The following is a 19,849-nucleotide window of genomic DNA, read 5'->3' on the forward strand; positions in this document are numbered from 1 at the left end:
CCTCCTGGAGGCTGCTTTCCTTACCTTTATTTTGTCTCAAAATCCTGCTGCACTTTGGATCCTGTCATTTTCGCCTCAGAAGTCAGGCATGCGCTTAGCGGCGTCTTAGCCGATCTTTCTTTTTCCAGGTTGGTAGTCCTGACCGACTCCAACACCCAGTCCAAATGTCTCCCGCTGATCTCCTCCGTCTTACCACAGGACACAATTTATATCAGTGTCTCCGCCGGAGAGATTCATAAAAATCTCCAAACCTGCGCCGAAATCTGGAGTCAAATGACCAAAGCTGCGCTGGATCGGAAAGCGTTGATGCTCAACCTCGGCGGTGGCGTAATCACCGACATGGGGGGCTTCTGCGCGAGCTTATACAAAAGAGGCATCCGCTTCGTCAACATGCCGACGACCTTGCTTTCTCAGGTCGATGCCAGCGTGGGCGGCAAGCTAGGCGTGGATTTTGAGGGTTTGAAAAACCACCTCGGTGTATTCAATGAACCCGAGACAGTCATCGTCGCGCAGGAATTTCTCGCAACCTTACCCAAAGCCGAACTGCGATCAGGCTATGCCGAAATCCTGAAGCATGGATTGATCCGCGACAGTAGCTATTTTTCGAAGCTGAATGCGGAAAACTGGGAGAATCAGGATTGGGAGAGTTTGATTCATCATTCTGTCGGGATCAAAAAAGCCGTCGTCGAAGCCGATCCCAAGGAAGCTGGCCTTCGCAAGATTCTCAACTTTGGCCATACGATCGGACACGCGTTTGAATCCCACTTTCTCGATACTTCCAATCATCTGCTCCACGGCGAAGCCATCGCCTTGGGAATGATCTGCGAAGGATTTCTGTCCTTTCAGAAGGTCGGTTTTAGCTATCAGGAATTGGATCAATTGACGAAAATGATGCTTCAGATCTACGGGAAAGTTGACTTTTCGGTAGACGAGCTTGATCCGATACTTGATCTTTGTCTGCAGGACAAGAAAAACGAAGGCAGCACTTTGATGTTTTCGCTGCTTACTTCCATCGGCGACTGCACCTACAATATCCCGGTCAACCGCGAGGAAATCCGCGAAGCAATCATCCACTATCACAATCTTAAAACGGCCTGAGCCTTGACTACTCACACCATGACTTTACTTCGCCTAAGCCAAAAAAGCGATTTCACCCCTACCCGAATACCTCTTCCCTCTTCCAAGAGCGAGTCAAACCGCGCCTTGGTGATCGATGCATTGACATCCGGGGAGAACAAACTCACCAATCTGGCAGAAGCCCGCGATACGCAAACCATGATCCGATTGCTCAGCAGCAATCCTGCCGTGTTTGATGTCTTAGATGCTGGCACGACGATGCGCTTTTTGACGGCATTTGCCACGGTGAAAAACGAGAAAAAAGTCATGACCGGCACGGCCCGCATGTGCGAGCGTCCGATCGGAGTTCTGGTCGATGCACTCCGCGCGATCGGTGGCGACATCCACTACCTGAACAAGGAAGGCTATCCGCCGCTGGCGATCCACGGCCTTCCAGAGCAAACTTCTAACACGGTGAAAATCCGGGGCGACGTCTCCAGCCAGTACATCTCCGCGATGCTGATGATTGCACCGTTGCTGCCACAGGGACTGGAAATCGAATTGGAAGGCAAGGTCGGCAGCCGTACATACATCCAAATGACCCTTGAGCTCATGGCTCAGTTTGGGATCAAATACACTTGGGAAAAAAACAAAATCAAGGTGGCTAACCAAGCCTATCAGCCGACTACTTTTGCGGTGGAAAGCGATTGGTCGGGAGCGAGCTACTGGTTTAGCCTATTGGCCTGTGCGGATTCAGGTGCTCTATTTTTGGAAGGATTGAAGGAAAACAGCCTTCAAGGTGACTCCGCCATCGTGGAGATCATGAGCCATTTGGGCATCAAAAGCACCTTCGAAAACGGCGGGATTTTACTAAAAAAACAGCCGGTAAAAGGCCTGAAAAACTGGGACTTCACCCATTGTCCGGACTTGGCTCAAACCGTCGCCGTCACCTGCGCGATACTCGGCCAAGCCGCAATCTTCACCGGCCTGGAAAGCTTGAAGATCAAAGAAACCGACCGAATCTATGCCTTACAGCAAGAATTAGCGAAGTTCAATGCGGAACTCCGAGAGATCGAACCGGAAGTGTTCCAGGTAATCCCCTCGGTGACCATGCCTCGCAAAGTACAGATTCACACCTACGAAGATCACCGGATGGCAATGGCCTTCATGCCCTTGCTGACCAAGACGGAAGTGATCATCGAGGACCCCGAGGTAGTCAACAAATCCTACCCGAGTTTTTGGAAGCATACCGAACTGTTGGGGATTTCCACTGAAAAACTGGCTGAGCTATGAGTTTGAAAATAGCCATTCAAGGCGTCCCGGGCTCTTTTCACCACAAAGTAGCACTGGAAAATTTTGGCGCAGACTGCGAGATCATCCCGTTCAATACCTTTGAAGCACTTGCCAAATTCGTCTCACACGGGGAAGCGGATTTTGGTGTGATGGCCATCGAAAACTCCATCGCGGGAGCCATCTTGCCCAATTACGACCTGATCGACCGCTATGAGCTGTTTATCCGTGACGAATATTACCTGCCGATTGCACATCAACTGATGGCACTACCCGGGCAATCAATCGACGACATCCGGGAGGTGCGCTCGCATCCGATGGCGATTTTGCAGTGCAAGGCTTTTCTTTCCAAGTATCCCCATATCCAGCAATTTGACGATGTGGATACAGCGGCAGTCGCTCAGCGAATCGCTGATAAAAAACTGCTCGGAGTGGCCGGAATCGCCAGCGAAATCGCCGCAGACATCTACGGACTGGAGATCTTGACCCGCGATATCCAAACGGTGAAGGAGAACTTTACCCGGTTTATCATCCTGCAAAAAGAAAAGATCGAAACCGAGATCCTGCCAAATAAGGCCTCCTTCAAGATCACGATCCACAACGAGGCCGGAGGATTGGCAAAGCTGCTGACCTATCTGGCAGAAAAGCAACTCAACCTGAGCAAAATCCAGTCGATTCCCGTGATCGAAAAACCTTGGGAATACGCATTTTTTATCGACGCGGAATTTGCAGATTACAACCAGTATCGGGAAGCCATGGCCTTGGCAACCCGGGAATTTGGGGACTTGAAAATTTTTGGTGAATACAGAAGCAGAAAATAATGAAGGGATTCGCCGATAGAATCAATACAGTCGAAGAGTACTACTTTTCAGCCAAACTCAGAGAAGTCAATCAGTTGATTGCGGATGGCAAACCCGTCATCAATCTTGGCATTGGATCACCTGACAGGGCACCGGACCGCTCTGTGATCGATGCGCTGAAGAGCGCCGTCGAGCATCCACAGGCGCACGGCTATCAGAGTTATCAGGGTATTCCTGAGCTGAGAGCCGCCATGGCGGAGCTCTACTCCAGAGAGTACGGTGTCATGCTCAATCCCGCCAAGGAAATCCTCCCGCTTTTGGGATCCAAAGAAGGGATCATGCACATCAGCATGGCATTTCTGAACCCAGGCGACCAGGTGTTGATACCCAATCCCGGCTATCCGACTTATACTTCAGTCACCAGATTAGCTCAGGGAGAGCCGATCTTCTACGAACTGGACTTGGAAAGAAAAGGAAGACCGAAGCTGGAAGCGTTGGAGCAACTTGACTTGAGCAAAGTCAAGCTGATGTGGATCAACTACCCCCACATGCCGACCGGAGCGCCCGGATCCAAAGAAATCCTGAGCGAGCTCGTCGCTTTCGCACAAAAGCACCAAATCGTCCTGGTCAATGACAATCCGTACAGCCACATCCTGAACCCTGAGCCGCTCAGCATCCTGGAGATTCCGGGAGGAAACGAGGTGGCTTTGGAACTCAACTCCCTCAGCAAGACATTCAACATGCCAGGCTGGCGGGTTGGGATGCTTTGCGGACGGGCGGACTGGGTCGAGGCCGTCTTGAAAGTCAAATCCAACATGGATTCCGGGATGTTTCTCGGCCTTCAAAAAGGAGCCATCGCGGCCCTGGGTTTGGGAAAAAGCTGGTTTGCTGATCAAAACGAAAACTACACCAACCGCAGAAAACTGATCTGGAAACTGGCGGAAAAGCTGGGTCTCAGCTATGACACTAAAGGCTCGGGGCTATTTGTGTGGTGCAGACTTCCCGATGGAAAATCCGCCGAGGAACTGGTCGATTGGATGCTATACGAAAAAAATATTTTTATCACTCCGGGGAAAATCTTTGGCTCGCAGGGAGAAAACTACGTCAGGTTTTCACTTTGCATGCCCGAATTCAAAATCCTCGAAGCGATCAACCGCATCAAATAAAACCCTGTCATGAAATCGAGCATATAGACGGCCAAACACACTGGAGTAATTATCAACCTTGCGAGATTCCATGTGGCCGATAAAAGTAAACTATATACACATGAAAAAAATACACATCATCGGACTTGGCCTTTTGGGAGGCTCATTTGGCCTGGGTGCCAGACAGAAGTTCCCTGAATTGATCATCACTGGAGCAGATGCCAACCCCCAAAACCTTGCCGATGCCTTGACCTTGGGCATCATTACCGAGGCAAAAGAAACCCCGGATGCCGATACCGATCTGGTAATCCTGGCCACGCCGGCGGATACGCTGGGCGATTTGGCTCTGAAAACATTGGCGGAAGTCAAACAAAACACCTTGGTTTTCGATGTGGGCTCGACCAAAGGCAAGCTTTGCGCTTTACTGGCTAAGCATCCGAAGCGGAATCAATATTTGGCTGCGCACCCAATCGCCGGCACGGAATACTCCGGACCAAAAGCTGCCTCAGTAGACCTCTTGGACAAAAAAGTCCTGATCATCTGTGAACTGGAAAAAACCGACTTGCACCTGAAGGAAAAGGCTTATCGGCTTTTTGAAGCGTTGAATCTGAAACTCAGATTCATGGATCCTGAAGAGCACGATCTTCACCTGGCTTTTGTCTCGCACCTATCCCATATTTCCTCCTTTATGCTCGGGGAGACGGTCCTTCAGAAGATGGCTGACGAAAAAAACATCTTTGACATGGCAGGTTCCGGCTTTGCCTCCACCGTACGACTGGCCAAATCCAGCCCGGCGATGTGGGCGCCGATCTTCACCGAAAACAAAGAAAACATCCTCAGCGCGATGGACGGCTACATCGCCAACCTAACCGCATTTCGCAACAAAATCGCAGCCGAAGACCACAAGGGACTTTTCGACGAAATGTCAGAGATCAACAAGATTCGGGAGATCTTGGACATGGGGAAATAGAACGGTTCGAAGTTTGAAACTTTAAAACCACGGAGGAATTCGTGGTTTTTTCATTTGCAAAAGTCTGAAATGAGGCTCCTCACGAGTGCATCCGTTCGAGCGATGATACTCTTCAAATTTCTTGACAAAACTCATCCTAATTAATTGATTTTTTATACAAAGTATTCTTTTTAAAGCCCTGAAAAATCCCTTAATTCAGGTCACTTTAAGTAACATGGGGCTGAAAACGGCTGTCTCAAAAAGAGCCAACCCATCGAGCGGTCAATGAAAATCATTTAGTGACTTAATCACCTAGCTCGGTCGATCCGAATCTAATTCCCCTTATGAGTCCTCGTTCCCAAATCAGGCACAAAACGCTTTTAACGATCTTCCTCACCTGTCTCGTCCAGCTCGCACTGGGACAGGCATTTTCGTCAAAATTCGAAGCCGTCCCCCCCAAGAAAAGTAATATCACTTTCAAAAATCAGCTTTCGGAGAACGACAAAAACAACATTCTACGGTACGAATACTTCTACAACGGAGGAGGCGTCGCCGTAGGAGATTTGGACAACGACGGACTGGACGACATTTTCTTTACCGGAAATATGACCGACAACAAACTCTACCGCAACCTGGGCGGATTGAAGTTTGAAGACATCACCAAGTCTGCGGGAGTAGCTGGAAAAAGCACCTGGACGACCGGCGTAAGCATGGCTGACGTGAACGGCGACGGACTGCTGGACATTTATGTCTGCTACTCTGGCAAAGGCGCACCAGAGAAACGAAAAAATGAACTCTGGATCAACCTTGGCAAGTTCAAGTTTGCAGAGCAATCGGAAGAATTCGGCATCGCCGACCCGTCCAACAGCACCCAGGGACTGTTTTTTGATTTCGACATTGACGGAGATCTGGATTTGTTTCTCCTTAACCACCACATCCAGGTTGTCAATGCCATTGAATTTGACTCAGCGCGGGCCAAGCGGCATCCTTATGCTGGAGACAAGCTGTATGAAAACGTCGATGGAAAATTCCAGGACATCAGCGAAAAAGCCGGTATCAAGGGTTACTCCTTGGGATTTGGCCTGGCTGTACTGGCGGCTGACATCAATCAGGACGGCTGGCCCGACCTGCTGGTGACCAACGATTACATCGAGCCTGACTACCTGTACATCAACAACGGAGACGGGACTTTTTCGGATCGTCTCACGGAAAACTTCCAGCACATCTCCCACTTCTCCATGGGCGCGGATATCGCCGACATCAACAACGACGGACTGCCGGATGTCTTCACGCTGGACATGCTGCCCGAGGACAATCAGCGCCAAAAACTCCTCTACGGTCCAGAAAACTACGAGCAGTATGCGCTGATGATCAAGCAGGGCTTTCACCATCAAAACATGCGTAACATGCTTCAGCTCAATCAGGGCAGCGGGGCGTTTTCCGAGATCGGGCAGATGGCAGGCATCTCCAACACGGACTGGAGCTGGTCGGCGCTATTTTTTGACGCGAACAATGACGGGACCAAAGACCTCTTCATCACCAATGGCTACTACCGCGACTATACCAATCGGGACTTCTTGAAGTACAAAGGGGACTATTATTTCAAGCAGGCGATAGCCGGAGAAAAAGCCGACACGCTTCACCTAGTGACCTCGATGACCTCCACACCTGTCCATGATTATTTCTTCGAAAATCAGGGAGATCTCGAATTCTCCAATCGCTCGACGGAAGCAGGCTTTGCAGCCAAAGACTTCTCGTCAGGTGCCGCATATGCCGATCTGGACAACGACGGCGACCTAGATCTCGTGGTTTCCCGCCTGAATGAAGCTGCAGGAATCTTTGAAAACAAAAGTAACGCCGGCTCTTGGCTACAAGTAGAGCTGCGAGAAAACTCCAAAAACCGGTTTGGCGTCGGCTCAAAGCTCGCCGCGTTCTCAAAAGGACATACGCAAGTACTTGAATTAAATCCAACCCGGGGATTTCAGTCCTCCAGCACCTTTCGCCTTCATCTTGGTTTTGGAGAAGATCAGCAGCTAGACAGCCTACAGGTCATCTGGCCCGACCAGTCTGTTCAGACCTTGTCAAAGCCGGGTCTGAATCAATTACTGAAGATTGAAAAGGAAGATGGACTTCTGTCCTATCGACCCGTTGACAAGAGTGAAGGTCTCTTGACCAAACTAGCTTCATCTCCCGATTTCGTGGCCGGATCAGCTTCCTACAACGACTTCAAGCGCCAGCCGCTGATGATCACCATGCCCAGTCACCTCGGGCCTGTGATGGCCAAAGCGGATCTGGATGGAAACGGAATCGACGAGTTGTTTATTGGCGGCAGCAAAGGTTTCCCCGCGAAGATCTTTTCCTACAAGGATCTCACTTGGGCTCCCTACCGGGGTTTTAGATCTGCATCTGAGTTTACAGATGCTGTTGCGCTGTTTGAAGATTTCAATGGCGACGGAAAAACCGATCTTTTCATCGGGAGCGGGGGATATCACGACTATACCAGTGAGGACGAATCGCTGCGCGACCGTCTATTTCTGAATGACGGCAATGGCGTCCTGGTACCCAAACCCAATTTTCCCAATTACCGGATCAGCACCGGAGCTGCGGTAGCTTTGGATTTCAATGGAGATGGCTTTCTGGATTTATTCGTCGGAGCGAGGTTGATTCCGGGAAGATACCCCGAGATCCCAAGCTCTAAACTTTTGCTCAACGACGGCAAAGGCGCATTTACGTTAATAGAAGAGGCACTGCCCCTTCAGGGAAAACTCGGCATGATCACCTCCGCCGTAGCACAGGATCTCAATGGGGACCAGGTCAAAGACTTGGTCATCGTCGGCGAATACCTCAGTCCAAAAGCGCTGATCAACCAGGACGGACGCTTTGAAGACCAGTCCGAGCGATACTTCCCCACCAACACGTCCGGCTGGTGGAACAGTCTCGTGCAAGCAGACTTTGACGGAGATGGGGACTTGGATCTCTTTGCAGGAAACTTCGGTCTCAACACCCAGCTTGTAGCCAATCCGAAAAAGTCACTGCGCCTCTATGCCGCCGACTTTGACCAAAATGGCAGCATCGATCCGATTTTGGAATGCTTCATCGATGATGCTTACTACCCTTACGCCAGCCGCGACGAGCTGCTCGATCAGATGGTCGGAATGAGGAGCAAGTTTACGGACTATGCCTCCTACTCCAAGGCAAAACTCACGGACCTTTTCACCCCAGCAGAGCTCTCCCAAGCCCAGCTTTTGGAAGCCAACCATCTCGAATCGACTTATTTTGAAAACACTGAAGCTGGTTTCGTACCTCACGCCCTGCCTCGGATGGCACAAAGCTTCCCCGTCTATGCCCAACTGGTGACGGACGTGAACGGAGATGGCAATCTGGATGTGGTCTTGGGAGGAAATCAAAGTCAAAGCCGCATCCGAATCGGGAAAATCGATGCTGGATTGGGCTTGGTTTTGCTGGGGGACGGCACCGGTAATTTCAGCCCATTGAGTCTCAAAGAGTCCGGCCTAGCGATCAAAGGTGACATCAAATCAATCGTCGATCTCAAGATTGGCGATGACAACATTCTCGTCTTCGGAGTGAATCAACAAAGAGTCGAAGCTTACCAAATACGATGAAAAAGTATCTCAAGCATGTCATCTTTCTTCTGCTTTTGACGTGGAGCAGCCCGTTTCTTTTGGCCCAAAAGAAGCAACCGGATTGGTCAAAGATCTACGCGGAGCAGCTTTTTCACATCACCACAGTCATGGTGACGGATGTGGCCAGCCCGCCCGTGGCAGCCAGAATCTACGCTTACACCAATCTGGCTCCTTATCGGGTTCTCCAAGAATCGGGAGTGAACTTCAAGCACGCAGACATCCTGAGACAGTCCAAGATCCAGGGTCAAATGTCTCCTCTTTCCTTGGAAAAAGTAGCTTCTCCAGAGTTTGCTGCGATCTATGCGATGTTTTTGGTGGGGGAGAAAGTCATGCCTTCGGGCTACTTGCTTCGGGAAAAACAAAACGACTGGAAAGAGTGGGGACTAAAAACCAAGATCGTCAACACCAAGAATCTGGAGGCTCATATGGCTTTTGCAAAGTCAATCGCCGACCAGGTACTGGCCTCCGCCAAGACTGACGGCTATCTGCAACTCACCGCTATGAACCGCTATACGCCGGTGGAAGGTCCCGGCTATTGGTATCCCACGCCGCCAGCATACATGTCGGCAATAGAGCCGGAATGGAAAACCATGAGGACCTTTTTCCTTCAAAATCTCAATGACTTTGCTCCACTTCCAATGGCGGCATTTAACATGGAGACAGGTAGTTCTTTTCAAAAACAGACCATGGAAGTCTACGAGCTGGGTAAAAATCTCAGCACAGAAGAGCGCTTGATCGCTAATTTCTGGGATTGCAATCCTTTCAAGGTGGAGTTTGCGGGACACATGTCGATAGGTGTGAAGAAAATCTCGCCGGGAGGACATTGGATGGGGATCACAGGCATCGCAGCTCAAAAAGCCCGGCTGGATTTTACCGAAACCACTTACCTCCATGCCCTGCTTGGCATGACCCTCCACGACGCCTTCGTCTCTTGCTGGAAGGCCAAATACGACACGCATCGAATCCGTCCAGAGACGGTGATCAATCAGCACATTGATCAAAGTTGGAAGCCACTACTCCAGACTCCTCCATTTCCGGAATATTCCTCTGGACACTCCGTAATCAGCAGTGCCGCTTCCGTTATCCTAACGGCCTATTTGGGAGACGACTTCGCGTTCACCGACAATTCTGAAGTGTATTTCGGCTTGCCTGAGCGGGAATTTAGCTCGTTTTTTCAGGCTTCTGACGAAGCAGCCATTTCACGGCTCTATGGAGGAATTCACTTCCGGGATGCGATCGAAAACGGAGTCTCCCAAGGGAAAAAGATCGGCACATCGATCTGGGAAAATCTAGCCAAATAAAGCCAAAGAGCTTGATCTGAGCTTTTGGGGAATACCGGATAGCTACGACTCGATCCGTTTATCGGCGAATTCTGTGGGGAGCTTACCGACCAATCCAAAACTCTTAGAGCACGACATCTCCTCAGTCCAAAAACTTTTCAGCAAAAAAAAGAGGCCCTGGACGCATCCAGAACCTCTTTCAATAAACTCAGGGAGAAATTAATTTCCTCCGTCCCACCACATTTTGGTGGCGAATAGATCGCCGCCCATTCTGGTGGCAGCATCCTGATAGTTTGCAGGATTGGAACCAATTTCATTTTCCCAGTATTTCAATCTTCTAGGTATAAAGTTGCCCTCGAATGCATTTGGATCCTGGGTCGGAGTCAGTTCCGGATAGCCGGTTCTTCTCCAGTTGGACCAAGACTCAATGTCATTCAAGTAAGTAGCAGCCCAGTATTCCTCACCGATCAGGCGGAGTTTGTCTTCATTGCCTGCCGCAGCAAAGCCTCTTCCTGAGATATAGGCCTGGATTTCCTGTGGAGTTCTGGCAAAGGAAGGATCAAACAACTCCCAAGATCTGATAGCAGCAGTCACACCTTTGTTAAAATGCTCAGAAGCATCTGAAGCGATCCAGCCTTTCAACGAAGCCTCAGCTTTCATCAATTCCACCTCAGCATAAGAGATCAAGTAATATGGATCTTCCCAATCAAGATATTTCAGGTTTAGCATAGAGAAAATCCAGTTACCATTGGTAAGAGAGTTAAACTCTGCAAGCTCTTCTGGCGACAAAAGCGGTCTAAGCGTGGTGGAGGTATATCCATTAGGCAAACCTTTTTGCGCAGCAGCATCAGTATCCCAGGTAGACGGGTCATCTGGGTTACCGGTAGCTCCAGCAACAATGGTAAGTCTTGGATCGTTATTGGTTCTCATCCACTCTAGGAAAGTTTCCGAAATCTTGCAATCTCTAGAGTACTTGTTATTTCCCCAGTAGCCGTCATTCAGACCATTTCTGTTCACACCCTGGGGCCCGGTTGCAAATTGGATAGTTGCCATATCATCGATAGATTCAAAAGCCCCGCTGTTGCTGGCTTCCACAAACACTTCCTGAGCTCTTGCTGCATCCACATTGCTCATACGCATGGCGATTCTCATCAAAAGTGAGTTGGTAAATTTTCTCCACTTGGCGATATCACCTTCATAAATAAAGTCTTGAGCTCCAAATCCTCTTGCAGATTCAGAAAATAACGCTCTGGCTTCAAGCAAATCAGCGATCATTGCAGAATAGACTTCCTGCTGGCTGTCATACTTTGGAAACCAATATTCTGGACCGTCCAAACCTTTTCCAGCTTCAGAATAAGGGATATCACCGTAGATATCGGTCATTCTGTGCAGATCGAATACTTGCAACACGATGGATGCCGCACGGAAATTATCCATGGTAGGATCATCCTGAGTCTGAGTGATTACGTGCTGAAGCAATCTAACCACATTGGTGTAGTGACTTTCCATATAAGCTCCGCTGTATTGGGCATTATACAAGTATTTGTCACCGCTGAAATAACTTGCTGTAGAAGCTGTGTGCTGAATCATCGTAGCCGCATAGAGCATCGGCACCCGGGTATTTTCATATTCTGAAGCTATTCTCAAAGTACCCAAAGAGAACAGATAGGCCATATCTATAGTAGTGGCTGCATTCTTGTCTACGTTCAAGTCCAAGAGGGCGCTTTCGTCACAAGAGGAAAAAAGCCCAATAGAACCTGCCAGAAGAATAGCCGCTAGTTTATTAGTAAATTTCATAATTCGCGTGTGTTTTTTGGTTTTACCAATTGATTAGAAAGTAGCCGATAGGTTAAAGCCGAAACTTCTGTTGGTAGGCATGCCGAAATATTCCAAACCTTGTGAGTTGCCGTCCACTGCATAGGCAGATTCAGGATCTACGTTAGGGACATTAGACCACAACAGCGCCAGATTTCTGCCTACAAAGGAGAGAGAAAGGGTCTGAATCGGAGTGTTTTTCAAGAAACTGCTTGAGAAAGTATAGCCGAAGTTCAACTCTCTAAGTTTGGCAAATGAGGCATCGTACACGATGTTTTCAGTCACCATAGCATATCGGTTGTAGTACTGATCGAGGGTATAATTGGCAGCATTGGCAGCATCTGCACCGATAGTCCAAGTATTAGCTTCACCGTTCACATCTACTCCAGACACAGTCAGGTTGCCATCTCTTCCCACCAGGGTTTCTTCATGCAATCCGTAGGAATAAGCGAAATAGTTGGTACCGGACACCATGCTACCTCCACTTCTGAAATCAATCAGGGTGTACAGTCTGAATCCTTTGTAGCTGAAGGTATTGCTGATACCGCCGGAGATTGGGTGACGGCCTTCGGCCAAAGTTTCCAAGCCAGCAGTAGTCACAGGGAAGCCATTGGCATCATATACTTTCTGACCGTCGATCGTAAGTTGCTTGTAGCCGGCAATCATACCAAGTGGTTCGCCCACAATGTGTCGGATTGCTTCTCGCTGTAGACGGCTGTTGCCCAAATTAATAAATTCAATTGCCTCGCCGGCAGCGTTTTCGCCCAAGCTCAAGACCTCAGATCGGTTGTTGGCAAAGTTGAAGGAAATATCCCATCTGAATTCTTTCGAAATCGGAGTGATGTTCAACAACAATTCAATCCCTTTGTTTCGCAATTCACCGATATTGACAGTAGTGGATCCAAATCCTGAAGTACTGGAGATACCAGTATTGAGGATATCATCATTGGTCAATCTATTGTAATACGCGACATCCAGTCCAAGTCTGTTTTTGAAAAACCTCAAATCAGCACCGATTTCGTATTCGGTAGAAGTATAAGGCTTCAGGGTAGAGTTAGGAATAGATCCATTGTTTATTTGACCCAAGTTTCCACCCATGTGACCGTTACCAACCAATCCATATGTCAGATTGAGTGCATAAGGATTTGGTGCTCCACCACCCGCTTGGCCCCATGAACCTCTCACTTTTGCAAAAGTGATCACTTCAGGAAGAGTAATCATATCACTGATCACTGCTGCTGCGCTGACAGATGGGTAAAACAGCTTGAAATTTTCTGGGGAAAGGGTTGAAAAATGATCTTCACGAGCGGTAACGTTCAAGAAAATCATGTTTTTGTAAGCCAGGTTAGCTGCAGCAAAGTAGGAGTTGATTCCATACTCAGAGAAGACGTAATCGATCGTCGGAGCGGCTACGTTTTTCACAGAATGCCAATAAGGAATAACTAGGTCATTTCCACCACCTCTAAGGCTTTCGGCAGTTCTTCTCATCCTGTTTCCACCAACAAAGCCGTCTAAAGCAAAGTCACCAAAGGTCTTATTGAATCCGATAAACAAATCAGCATTGTCCTCTCTGATGGTTCTCTCGGTGACGTTGTAATCACCTCTTGGCTTGTAAGCCGTACCATAAGGCTCGGAGCTGTCATCCACTCTGGATTGGAAATCCAAACCTACACGGCCTCTCACATACAACCAATCTGTGATATCGTACTGCAAAGACATATTTCCCAACAGTCTGTTGGTCTCATCTTCACGGTAGAACTGATAGGCTGCCCAATAAGGGTTGGTAGAGAAGGTGTTTTGCTGATAGCGGAGCTCAGTTCCGTCAGGATTTGCGCCAGGTTTGTTAGGATCTCCTTTCATCACATCCAAAGGAATATGACCAGGCTTCACCAACATGGAGAAGTTGGCGTTACCCGGGGAATCAGAAAGTCTAGGTCTGTTCAAGGCCTTCTGGAAAGTGTATTGACCATTTACCGCCAGGGTAAACTTGCCCAACTTGCTGTTGACATTGACATTGGCCACTCTTCTTTTGAATTCGGCATTTGGCATGATGTCATCGTTTGTCAAATCAGAGAATGAAAAACGGTAGTTGGTGCTTTCGTTTCCACCATCGAACGCGATGGAGTTAGTCAAGGTGTAGGCTGTCTCATAGAAGTCAGAAAGTCCCTCGCCTGTATAAGAATAAGGTCTGGATACATTGTCAAACTGAACCACCGGAGATCCATTGTACATCGATCCCCAACCGTTGGTAGCATCTTCCATCGCTTCTGTAGAAGAGGACGACACTCTGCCGTCACGGCCCGGGCCATAAGTTCTTTGCCAGTTGGTCTGATCCCATACATTGTCAAACATAATGCTTGAATTGAAAGACACGCCAATGCCTTTTCTTGCCTTTCCGCTTTTGGTTGTAATCAGGATTACACCATTGGCAGCTCTGGCACCGTAGAGGGCAGCGGCAGCATTTCCTTTCAATACAGACATGCTCTCGATGTCATCCGGTGAGATCGAAGCAAGTCCGTCACCGGAGTCATTGCCACCCCACATCCCTGCGTTGCCAAGGTTTCCAGATTCGATCGGAATACCATTGACTACATAGAGCGGCTGGTCATTTCCGGTCAGGGAAGATCCTCCCCGGATTACCACTCGGGTAGAACCCGCAGCACCAGTAGCCGGTGGAGTCACATTCACCCCCGCCACTTTTCCTGAAAGCGCATTACCGGCGTTGATCGCTCTGGCTTCGGTAAATCTGTCCCCGTCGAGTTGGGTCACTGAGTAACCGAGGGCTTTCTTTTCGCGCTCCAAACCAAAGGCTGTCACGACTACTTCATTCAATTCACTGGCTTCCTCATCCAGGACCACATTCAGCTCGGATTGATTCCCGACGGTAAACTCCTTGCTGGTGAACCCAATAAATGAAAATACCAAAACCGACTGCTCGGTCACCGAGATCGAGTACTCACCATCCACGTTGGTGGTGGTTCCCGACTGATTACTCTTGTCCAGGACCGTGACTCCTGGCATGGGAAGTCCATCTGCCGACGCAGTGACCTTCCCCTTCAATACCCGCTGTTGGCTATAGACTGAGCTTGATAGACTCAGTAATACCACCAGAGCGAAAGCAATGGGTAAAACCTTTCTCATAAGTAGGTAGTAAAATGGTTAGAAATAAATTGTTTGGACTATCCGGAAGACCGGATGCTTTTACGGAAATAAGATCAAGAGAATCTTGCACCATATATCTACACCAGGGTACACAACCCTAAACCTGTCAATCTAAAAAGGACTAAGAGAATAAAAGATCAGCGACTCAAGCCCCTTTGGTTCGCATTTTAAAGCTAGAAAAATGATTTACGCTTACAAAATGAAAATCAGATATTTTTGTCCAAAACAATAATTCTTTGTTAATTTTTTTAGACAAGAGATTTTGAATAGAGATTATTTTTCATTTTCCCAAACACACTTCAATTACATTTTGAACAAGTTTTGATTAGAAAAGTGAAAAAACGGAAATTTTTTAGACACTTTCACAATATTTAAAATGGCCACCAGAAGGTTTTAGATCGATTTCGAAACCCTAACAGAGTCCAATTCCACATCGGAATCACCCAATGCTTCTTCCACAAAGAATAACCGTCCAGCTAGAACTGTTGCCACGCATAGTCAAACCTACAAACCCTAAGAAAGTTTCGTCACTAAAAACGCCTCTTCCTGTAACCAGTTACGTTTTATTTGACTAATTTTACGTAACCAGTTATACGATTCGGAATGGGAGAACAAGATTTTCTTACAGAGATTGGACCTGCAGGATTACATAGCCGCATCAAGCGGCTATGTGACAACCTGCTTTACAGTACCCGGGATTTTTACAAAGCAGTGGGAGCCGATATCGAGCCCAATTGGCATTTGGTTTTTTTGCTCCTTCAAAAGCATCAGACGCTCACCATCACCGAGATCGCCGAACGGCTGCAACTGTCCCATCCCGCGGTGGTAAAAATCATCCGCAACATGCGACAGAAAGGTTATGTGCAAGCCGAGACCGACCTCACCGACTCAAGAAAGCAAAGCCTCACGCTTACAGAAAAAGCAAAAAGCACATTTGAAGAATTCGAAAAATACTGGGACGCCGGCGTATTGACCACGCTGCAAATGCTGGAAGACAACCCCAGCTTCCTGGAAGCTTTGACCAAACTGGAGAAGCAAATCTCCCGGAAAAGCTACAAAGACCGAACCTTGGAAAACTTACTATAGAAGTCAGATGCTCAAAAACATTTTGATGGTACTCGGCGGAGCGATCAGTTTTGGGGTCCTCACTTCCTTTGTCAAATTGGCCTATCGACAGGGCTACAATGCCGCTGAGATCTCGTTTGTCCAAGCACTGATCGGTGCGGTAGTATTGTGGCTGGTCTTCTTTTTTTCCAAAAAAGAAAACGCGACACGCAAGGAAATCCCCTATCTCCTATTCACCGGAGTGTTCATTGGCATCTCCACCTATTTCTACTACCTGTCGGTCAAGTACATCTCCGCATCCGTGGCGATCGTGCTGCTGATGCAGTTTACCTGGATCAGTATTCTGCTCGAATGGGCTGTGTTCAAAAAGAAGCCATCACGATCCGAATTTGCGATCACTGTCCTGATTTTGATTGGAACCCTGCTGGCTAGCGGACTTACCCCAAGCCAAGACATCTCCTTACCGATAGAAGGAATCGGTTATGTCTTGCTCGCGTCGATGGTCTATGCCGCATACATTGTGTCAAACAGCAGAATCGGCAAAGACGTCAACTGGCAAAACAAAAGTGCTTGGACGATGACCGGATCCGCAATATCCATTCTCCTCGTCAACGCGCAAACCCTGGTTTTTGACCATCATCTTGGACTTGAACTGCTGGAATGGGGCGTTTTTCTAGCCGTTTTCGGAACGATCCTTCCTCCGGTCCTATTCGCCATCGGTATTCCAAAAATCGGAGCCACCACCAGCAGTCTGTTGATGACGGTCGAGCTTCCCATGGCGGTTATTTCAGCCCATTTTATCCTCGATGAAAGTCTGAGCACGACTCAGGTCGTCGGGATAGCCATCATGCTCACGTCCATTGTCATGATGAATCTGATCAAGTCAAAGAAACGAGACCTACTCCCGACTTAGCTCTCGAGGTGAGTCTGGAATACCCCCTCATTCTCGATTTAGGGATAAAAAAGGCTTTCCAGCTAATAGCGAACAGGCTGGTTTCCGGAACTTTTTGCACCTTAGCCAAATGCAAGAAGCCGAAGTATTTTACCCCAGAAATGCCGCCGAATGGCGAACATGGCTAGAGCAGTACCACATAGCCAAGTCTTCGGTTTGGGTGGTATTTTATAGTAAAGCTTCGCAAAAACCTTCCCTCACCTGGAGCGAGTCCGTCGACATTGCACTTTGCTATGGCTGGATCGACAGCAAAAAAATCAAGATAGACCATGAGACTTCCCACCAGTTTTTTAGCAAGCGCAAAGCAAAAAGTACTTGGTCTAAGATCAACAAGGACAAGATCTCGAAGCTGATTGAAGCAGGATTCATGGCCCAGGCGGGATTGGATTGTATCGAGATCGCCAAGCAAAACGGCTCTTGGACGATCTTGGATCAAGTTGAAGAACTGATCGTGCCGCAGGACTTTGCGGATGCTTTGAACGCCAACCCCGGAGCCAGGGAGTTCTACGAAAGCCTCAGCAAGTCCGTGCGGAAGATGATGCTGGCATGGCTCGTCTTTGCAAAACGACCTGAAACCCGACAAAGTCGCATCAACGAAATCGCGGAGCTAGCATCCAAACGCCAGAAACCAAAGCAATTTTGAGCAACAATCTATAGCAGGACGCGACGGCTGTATTTTAATCCTGCGACGCGATGTGACTGGATTTGTATTTCGGTTCGAAGTTAGTCCAGATTGCTTTTACTAACTTATTGCCGTCAATCAATCCTCCCCCACGAGATCGAGCATAACTTTGTGAAATGATCATGATACAAGCGAGATTCCGTGTGCCCTCTAACCATCAAATTGTAACCATATGAAAAATCTATTCTTCGCTTTTCTCTTACTTTTTAGCCTTGAGGCATATTCCCAAGAGACGTGGACGGTCGTCCAAGCCACCAACGAAGCGACTCCGCGCCATGAAAATTCCTTTGTAGAATGTGATGGTAAGCTGTACTCCCTCGGCGGACGGAGCGAAAGGCCGGTGGAAGAATACGATCCCAAGACCAACACTTGGACAAAAGTTGCCGACGCGCCGATGGAGATCAGCCATTTCCAGGCAGTCTCCTACAACCATGAAATCTGGGTGATCGGCGCCTTCACCGGCGGCTATCCGCACGAAACTCCGATCGCAAATGCGCTGATCTTCAACCCCAAAACCAAAACATGGAGAGAAGGTCCGGAAATTCCAAAAGATCGACTGCGCGGTTCTGCGGGGGGTTTTGTGAGAAACGACAAGATCTACTTGGTCTGCGGGATTCAGGATGGCCACTGGGACGGTTTTGTGGGTTGGTTTGACGAGCTGGATCCCCAAACAGGAAAATGGACAACGCTCGCGGACGCCCCAAGAGCAAGAGATCATGTGAGCGCAGCCATGGTCGGAGACCGCCTCTACCTCGCCGGTGGCCGAACTTCCCACGCCAAGATCAACCGGGTGATCGACACGACGATCAAGGAAGTGGACTTTTACGACTTCAAAACCGGAACCTGGACGACCATCGATGCCGGAATCCCAACTGAGCGGGCGGGAAACTCCAACCTGGGCATCGGCCCCTATCTGATAGTGATGAATGGAGAAAGCGGCGTGCAGGTTCCCGCACATTCCGAAGTGGAAGTACTCGACACACGCACCAACACCTGGAGTAAGCTGCCGAACCTCCTCCAAGGAAGGCACGGAACCGGCACCGTCTTTCTCGATGGAAAGATCTACGTGCAAGCGGGCTCCGCCAACCGCGGCGGTGGTCCAGAACTCAGCGAAATGGAAGTGATAGAGTGGAAGAAATAAGGACTAGAGGATCGAATCGAAGATTACATTTTGCTTATAAACAAATTGCGTAAGAGATAAACATGTTAGGGCTAAGAACAACCATCTACAAAGTCGGAGATATTCAGAAAGCGACCGAATGGTACGCAGCGGCATTTGAAACAAATCCCTATTTCAACGAGCCCTTCTATGTGGGATTCAACATTGCGGGGTATGAATTGGGACTCCAACCCGAGGAGGTTCCCAATACAAATAAGGCCGAAAGTGTGGTCTCTTATTGGGGCGTAGAAGATGTCCAGCAAGCCTATGATCGACTCATTGACCTGGGAGCAACCGAAAACGAAAAGCCCGAGAATGTCGGCGGAGAGATAATGACGGCGACAGTAAAAGACCCTTTTGGAAACGTCATCGGCTTAATCTACAATCCCCACTTTAACCTAAACACCTGACAACTAATTAAAAGTCAGACCTCTTTCCATATAGCTCCGTAAAAATCGGAGGCTATCCGAATAGCCGAACCAACAATGAACATACTTTTTATTTGCAGCAGGAATATCTGGAGAAGTCCTACAGCAGAAGCTATCTACAAGGGAAAACATGGCCTCGAGGTGAGATCGGCAGGGACAGAACCTTCTGCTAAGATCAAGGTGAACAGAAAATTGCTGGAATGGGCAGATTTGATTTTTGCGATGGAAAAACGGCATAAGCAACGGCTGCTTGAAAAATTTCCAGAGGATATGATCGGCAAAACGATAGTCGTCCTTGATATACCGGACGAATACCGCTTCATGGACGAAGAGCTCGTTGAGAGCATCCAAACCTCCGTGTCGCCGTATTTAGATAGTATTTAAAGATTTAATAAAAGCGTATCTCCCACAACACGCAGCCT

Annotated in this window: 15 protein-coding genes; 13 read left to right on the forward strand and 2 right to left on the reverse strand. The window is 48.5% G+C overall.

Translation table 11 applies throughout. The annotated features are described in order from the left end of the window. Positions 1-54: 54 nt before the first annotated feature. The 7 genes from aroB (at position 55) to G459_RS0115835 (ending at position 10,185) form a co-directional block, all read left to right on the forward strand. Positions 55-1,098, forward strand: coding sequence for a 3-dehydroquinate synthase (aroB, locus tag G459_RS0115805; protein ID WP_026968511.1), 1,044 nt, complete (start codon positions 55-57; stop codon positions 1,096-1,098). An 18-nt stretch (positions 1,099-1,116) separates the two neighbouring features. After that, positions 1,117-2,349: a 3-phosphoshikimate 1-carboxyvinyltransferase gene (locus tag G459_RS0115810; protein ID WP_035456170.1), complete on the forward strand. Its 1,233-nt coding sequence runs from the start codon at positions 1,117-1,119 to the stop codon at positions 2,347-2,349. Next, on the forward strand, positions 2,346-3,167 hold the full coding sequence (locus tag G459_RS0115815; protein ID WP_035456173.1) for a prephenate dehydratase: 822 nt from the start codon (positions 2,346-2,348) through the stop codon (positions 3,165-3,167). The genes G459_RS0115810 and G459_RS0115815 overlap by 4 nt, the downstream gene beginning before the upstream one ends. Continuing rightward, positions 3,167-4,312, forward strand: a complete 1,146-nt coding sequence (locus G459_RS0115820) for a pyridoxal phosphate-dependent aminotransferase (protein WP_026968514.1) — start codon at positions 3,167-3,169, stop codon at positions 4,310-4,312. Before G459_RS0115815 ends, G459_RS0115820 begins: the two co-directional genes overlap by 1 nt. Positions 4,313-4,412: 100 nt before the next feature. Next, the gene (locus tag G459_RS0115825; RefSeq protein WP_026968515.1) at positions 4,413-5,261 is read left to right on the forward strand and encodes a prephenate dehydrogenase; all 849 of its coding nucleotides are present in this window, start codon (positions 4,413-4,415) and stop codon (positions 5,259-5,261) included. A gap of 323 nt (positions 5,262-5,584) precedes the next feature. After that, positions 5,585-8,863: a VCBS repeat-containing protein gene (locus tag G459_RS0115830; protein ID WP_026968516.1), complete on the forward strand. Its 3,279-nt coding sequence runs from the start codon at positions 5,585-5,587 to the stop codon at positions 8,861-8,863. Next, entirely contained in the window at positions 8,860-10,185 is a 1,326-nt protein-coding gene (locus G459_RS0115835; protein WP_026968517.1) for a vanadium-dependent haloperoxidase, read from the forward strand. The genes G459_RS0115830 and G459_RS0115835 overlap by 4 nt, the downstream gene beginning before the upstream one ends. Positions 10,186-10,383: 198 nt before the next feature. Here the strand turns inward: G459_RS0115835 and G459_RS0115840 are convergent, their stop codons facing one another. Continuing rightward, complete coding sequence (locus tag G459_RS0115840; RefSeq protein ID WP_026968518.1) at positions 10,384-11,961, reverse strand: SusD/RagB family nutrient-binding outer membrane lipoprotein; 1,578 nt, start codon at positions 11,959-11,961, stop codon at positions 10,384-10,386. A gap of 33 nt (positions 11,962-11,994) precedes the next feature. After that, positions 11,995-15,120 (reverse strand): SusC/RagA family TonB-linked outer membrane protein, encoded by a 3,126-nt coding sequence (locus G459_RS0115845; RefSeq protein ID WP_026968519.1) that lies wholly within the window; start codon positions 15,118-15,120, stop codon positions 11,995-11,997. 624 nt (positions 15,121-15,744) lie between these two features. Here G459_RS0115845 and G459_RS0115850 point away from each other — a divergent pair. The 6 genes from G459_RS0115850 (at position 15,745) to G459_RS0115875 (ending at position 19,811) form a co-directional block, all read left to right on the forward strand. Beyond that, positions 15,745-16,227 carry a MarR family winged helix-turn-helix transcriptional regulator gene (locus tag G459_RS0115850; protein ID WP_035456175.1) on the forward strand — a complete coding sequence of 161 codons (483 nt, stop codon included), beginning with the start codon at positions 15,745-15,747 and terminating at the stop codon, positions 16,225-16,227. 7 nt (positions 16,228-16,234) lie between these two features. Beyond that, positions 16,235-17,119: an EamA family transporter gene (locus G459_RS0115855; protein WP_026968521.1), complete on the forward strand. Its 885-nt coding sequence runs from the start codon at positions 16,235-16,237 to the stop codon at positions 17,117-17,119. A 109-nt stretch (positions 17,120-17,228) separates the two neighbouring features. Further along, the gene (locus tag G459_RS0115860) at positions 17,229-17,801 is read left to right on the forward strand and encodes a YdeI/OmpD-associated family protein (RefSeq protein ID WP_026968522.1); all 573 of its coding nucleotides are present in this window, start codon (positions 17,229-17,231) and stop codon (positions 17,799-17,801) included. Between the two features lie 211 nt (positions 17,802-18,012). Next, positions 18,013-18,981 (forward strand): Kelch repeat-containing protein, encoded by a 969-nt coding sequence (locus G459_RS0115865; RefSeq protein WP_026968523.1) that lies wholly within the window; start codon positions 18,013-18,015, stop codon positions 18,979-18,981. 62 nt (positions 18,982-19,043) lie between these two features. Next, positions 19,044-19,409 (forward strand): VOC family protein, encoded by a 366-nt coding sequence (locus tag G459_RS0115870; RefSeq protein WP_026968524.1) that lies wholly within the window; start codon positions 19,044-19,046, stop codon positions 19,407-19,409. Between the two features lie 75 nt (positions 19,410-19,484). After that, on the forward strand, positions 19,485-19,811 hold the full coding sequence (locus G459_RS0115875) for a low molecular weight protein tyrosine phosphatase family protein (protein WP_026968525.1): 327 nt from the start codon (positions 19,485-19,487) through the stop codon (positions 19,809-19,811). Positions 19,812-19,849: the final 38 nt, after the last annotated feature.

It is taken from the genome of Algoriphagus terrigena DSM 22685 (assembly GCF_000429445.1).
Taxonomy (GTDB): Bacteria; Bacteroidota; Bacteroidia; order Cytophagales; family Cyclobacteriaceae; genus Algoriphagus; species Algoriphagus terrigena.

Coding starts and splice junctions, on each gene's coding strand:
- G459_RS0115860 (WP_026968522.1), top strand. CDS start 17,229: ATGCAAGAAGCCGAAGTATTTTACCCCAGAAATGCCGCCGAATGGCGA.
- G459_RS0115865 (WP_026968523.1), top strand. CDS start 18,013: ATGAAAAATCTATTCTTCGCTTTTCTCTTACTTTTTAGCCTTGAGGCA.
- G459_RS0115830 (WP_026968516.1), top strand. CDS start 5,585: ATGAGTCCTCGTTCCCAAATCAGGCACAAAACGCTTTTAACGATCTTC.
- G459_RS0115850 (WP_035456175.1), top strand. CDS start 15,745: ATGGGAGAACAAGATTTTCTTACAGAGATTGGACCTGCAGGATTACAT.
- G459_RS0115845 (WP_026968519.1), bottom strand. CDS start 15,120: ATGAGAAAGGTTTTACCCATTGCTTTCGCTCTGGTGGTATTACTGAGT.
- G459_RS0115835 (WP_026968517.1), top strand. CDS start 8,860: ATGAAAAAGTATCTCAAGCATGTCATCTTTCTTCTGCTTTTGACGTGG.
- G459_RS0115815 (WP_035456173.1), top strand. CDS start 2,346: ATGAGTTTGAAAATAGCCATTCAAGGCGTCCCGGGCTCTTTTCACCAC.
- G459_RS0115825 (WP_026968515.1), top strand. CDS start 4,413: ATGAAAAAAATACACATCATCGGACTTGGCCTTTTGGGAGGCTCATTT.
- G459_RS0115875 (WP_026968525.1), top strand. CDS start 19,485: ATGAACATACTTTTTATTTGCAGCAGGAATATCTGGAGAAGTCCTACA.
- G459_RS0115855 (WP_026968521.1), top strand. CDS start 16,235: ATGCTCAAAAACATTTTGATGGTACTCGGCGGAGCGATCAGTTTTGGG.
- G459_RS0115840 (WP_026968518.1), bottom strand. CDS start 11,961: ATGAAATTTACTAATAAACTAGCGGCTATTCTTCTGGCAGGTTCTATT.
- G459_RS0115870 (WP_026968524.1), top strand. CDS start 19,044: ATGTTAGGGCTAAGAACAACCATCTACAAAGTCGGAGATATTCAGAAA.
- G459_RS0115810 (WP_035456170.1), top strand. CDS start 1,117: ATGACTTTACTTCGCCTAAGCCAAAAAAGCGATTTCACCCCTACCCGA.
- G459_RS0115820 (WP_026968514.1), top strand. CDS start 3,167: ATGAAGGGATTCGCCGATAGAATCAATACAGTCGAAGAGTACTACTTT.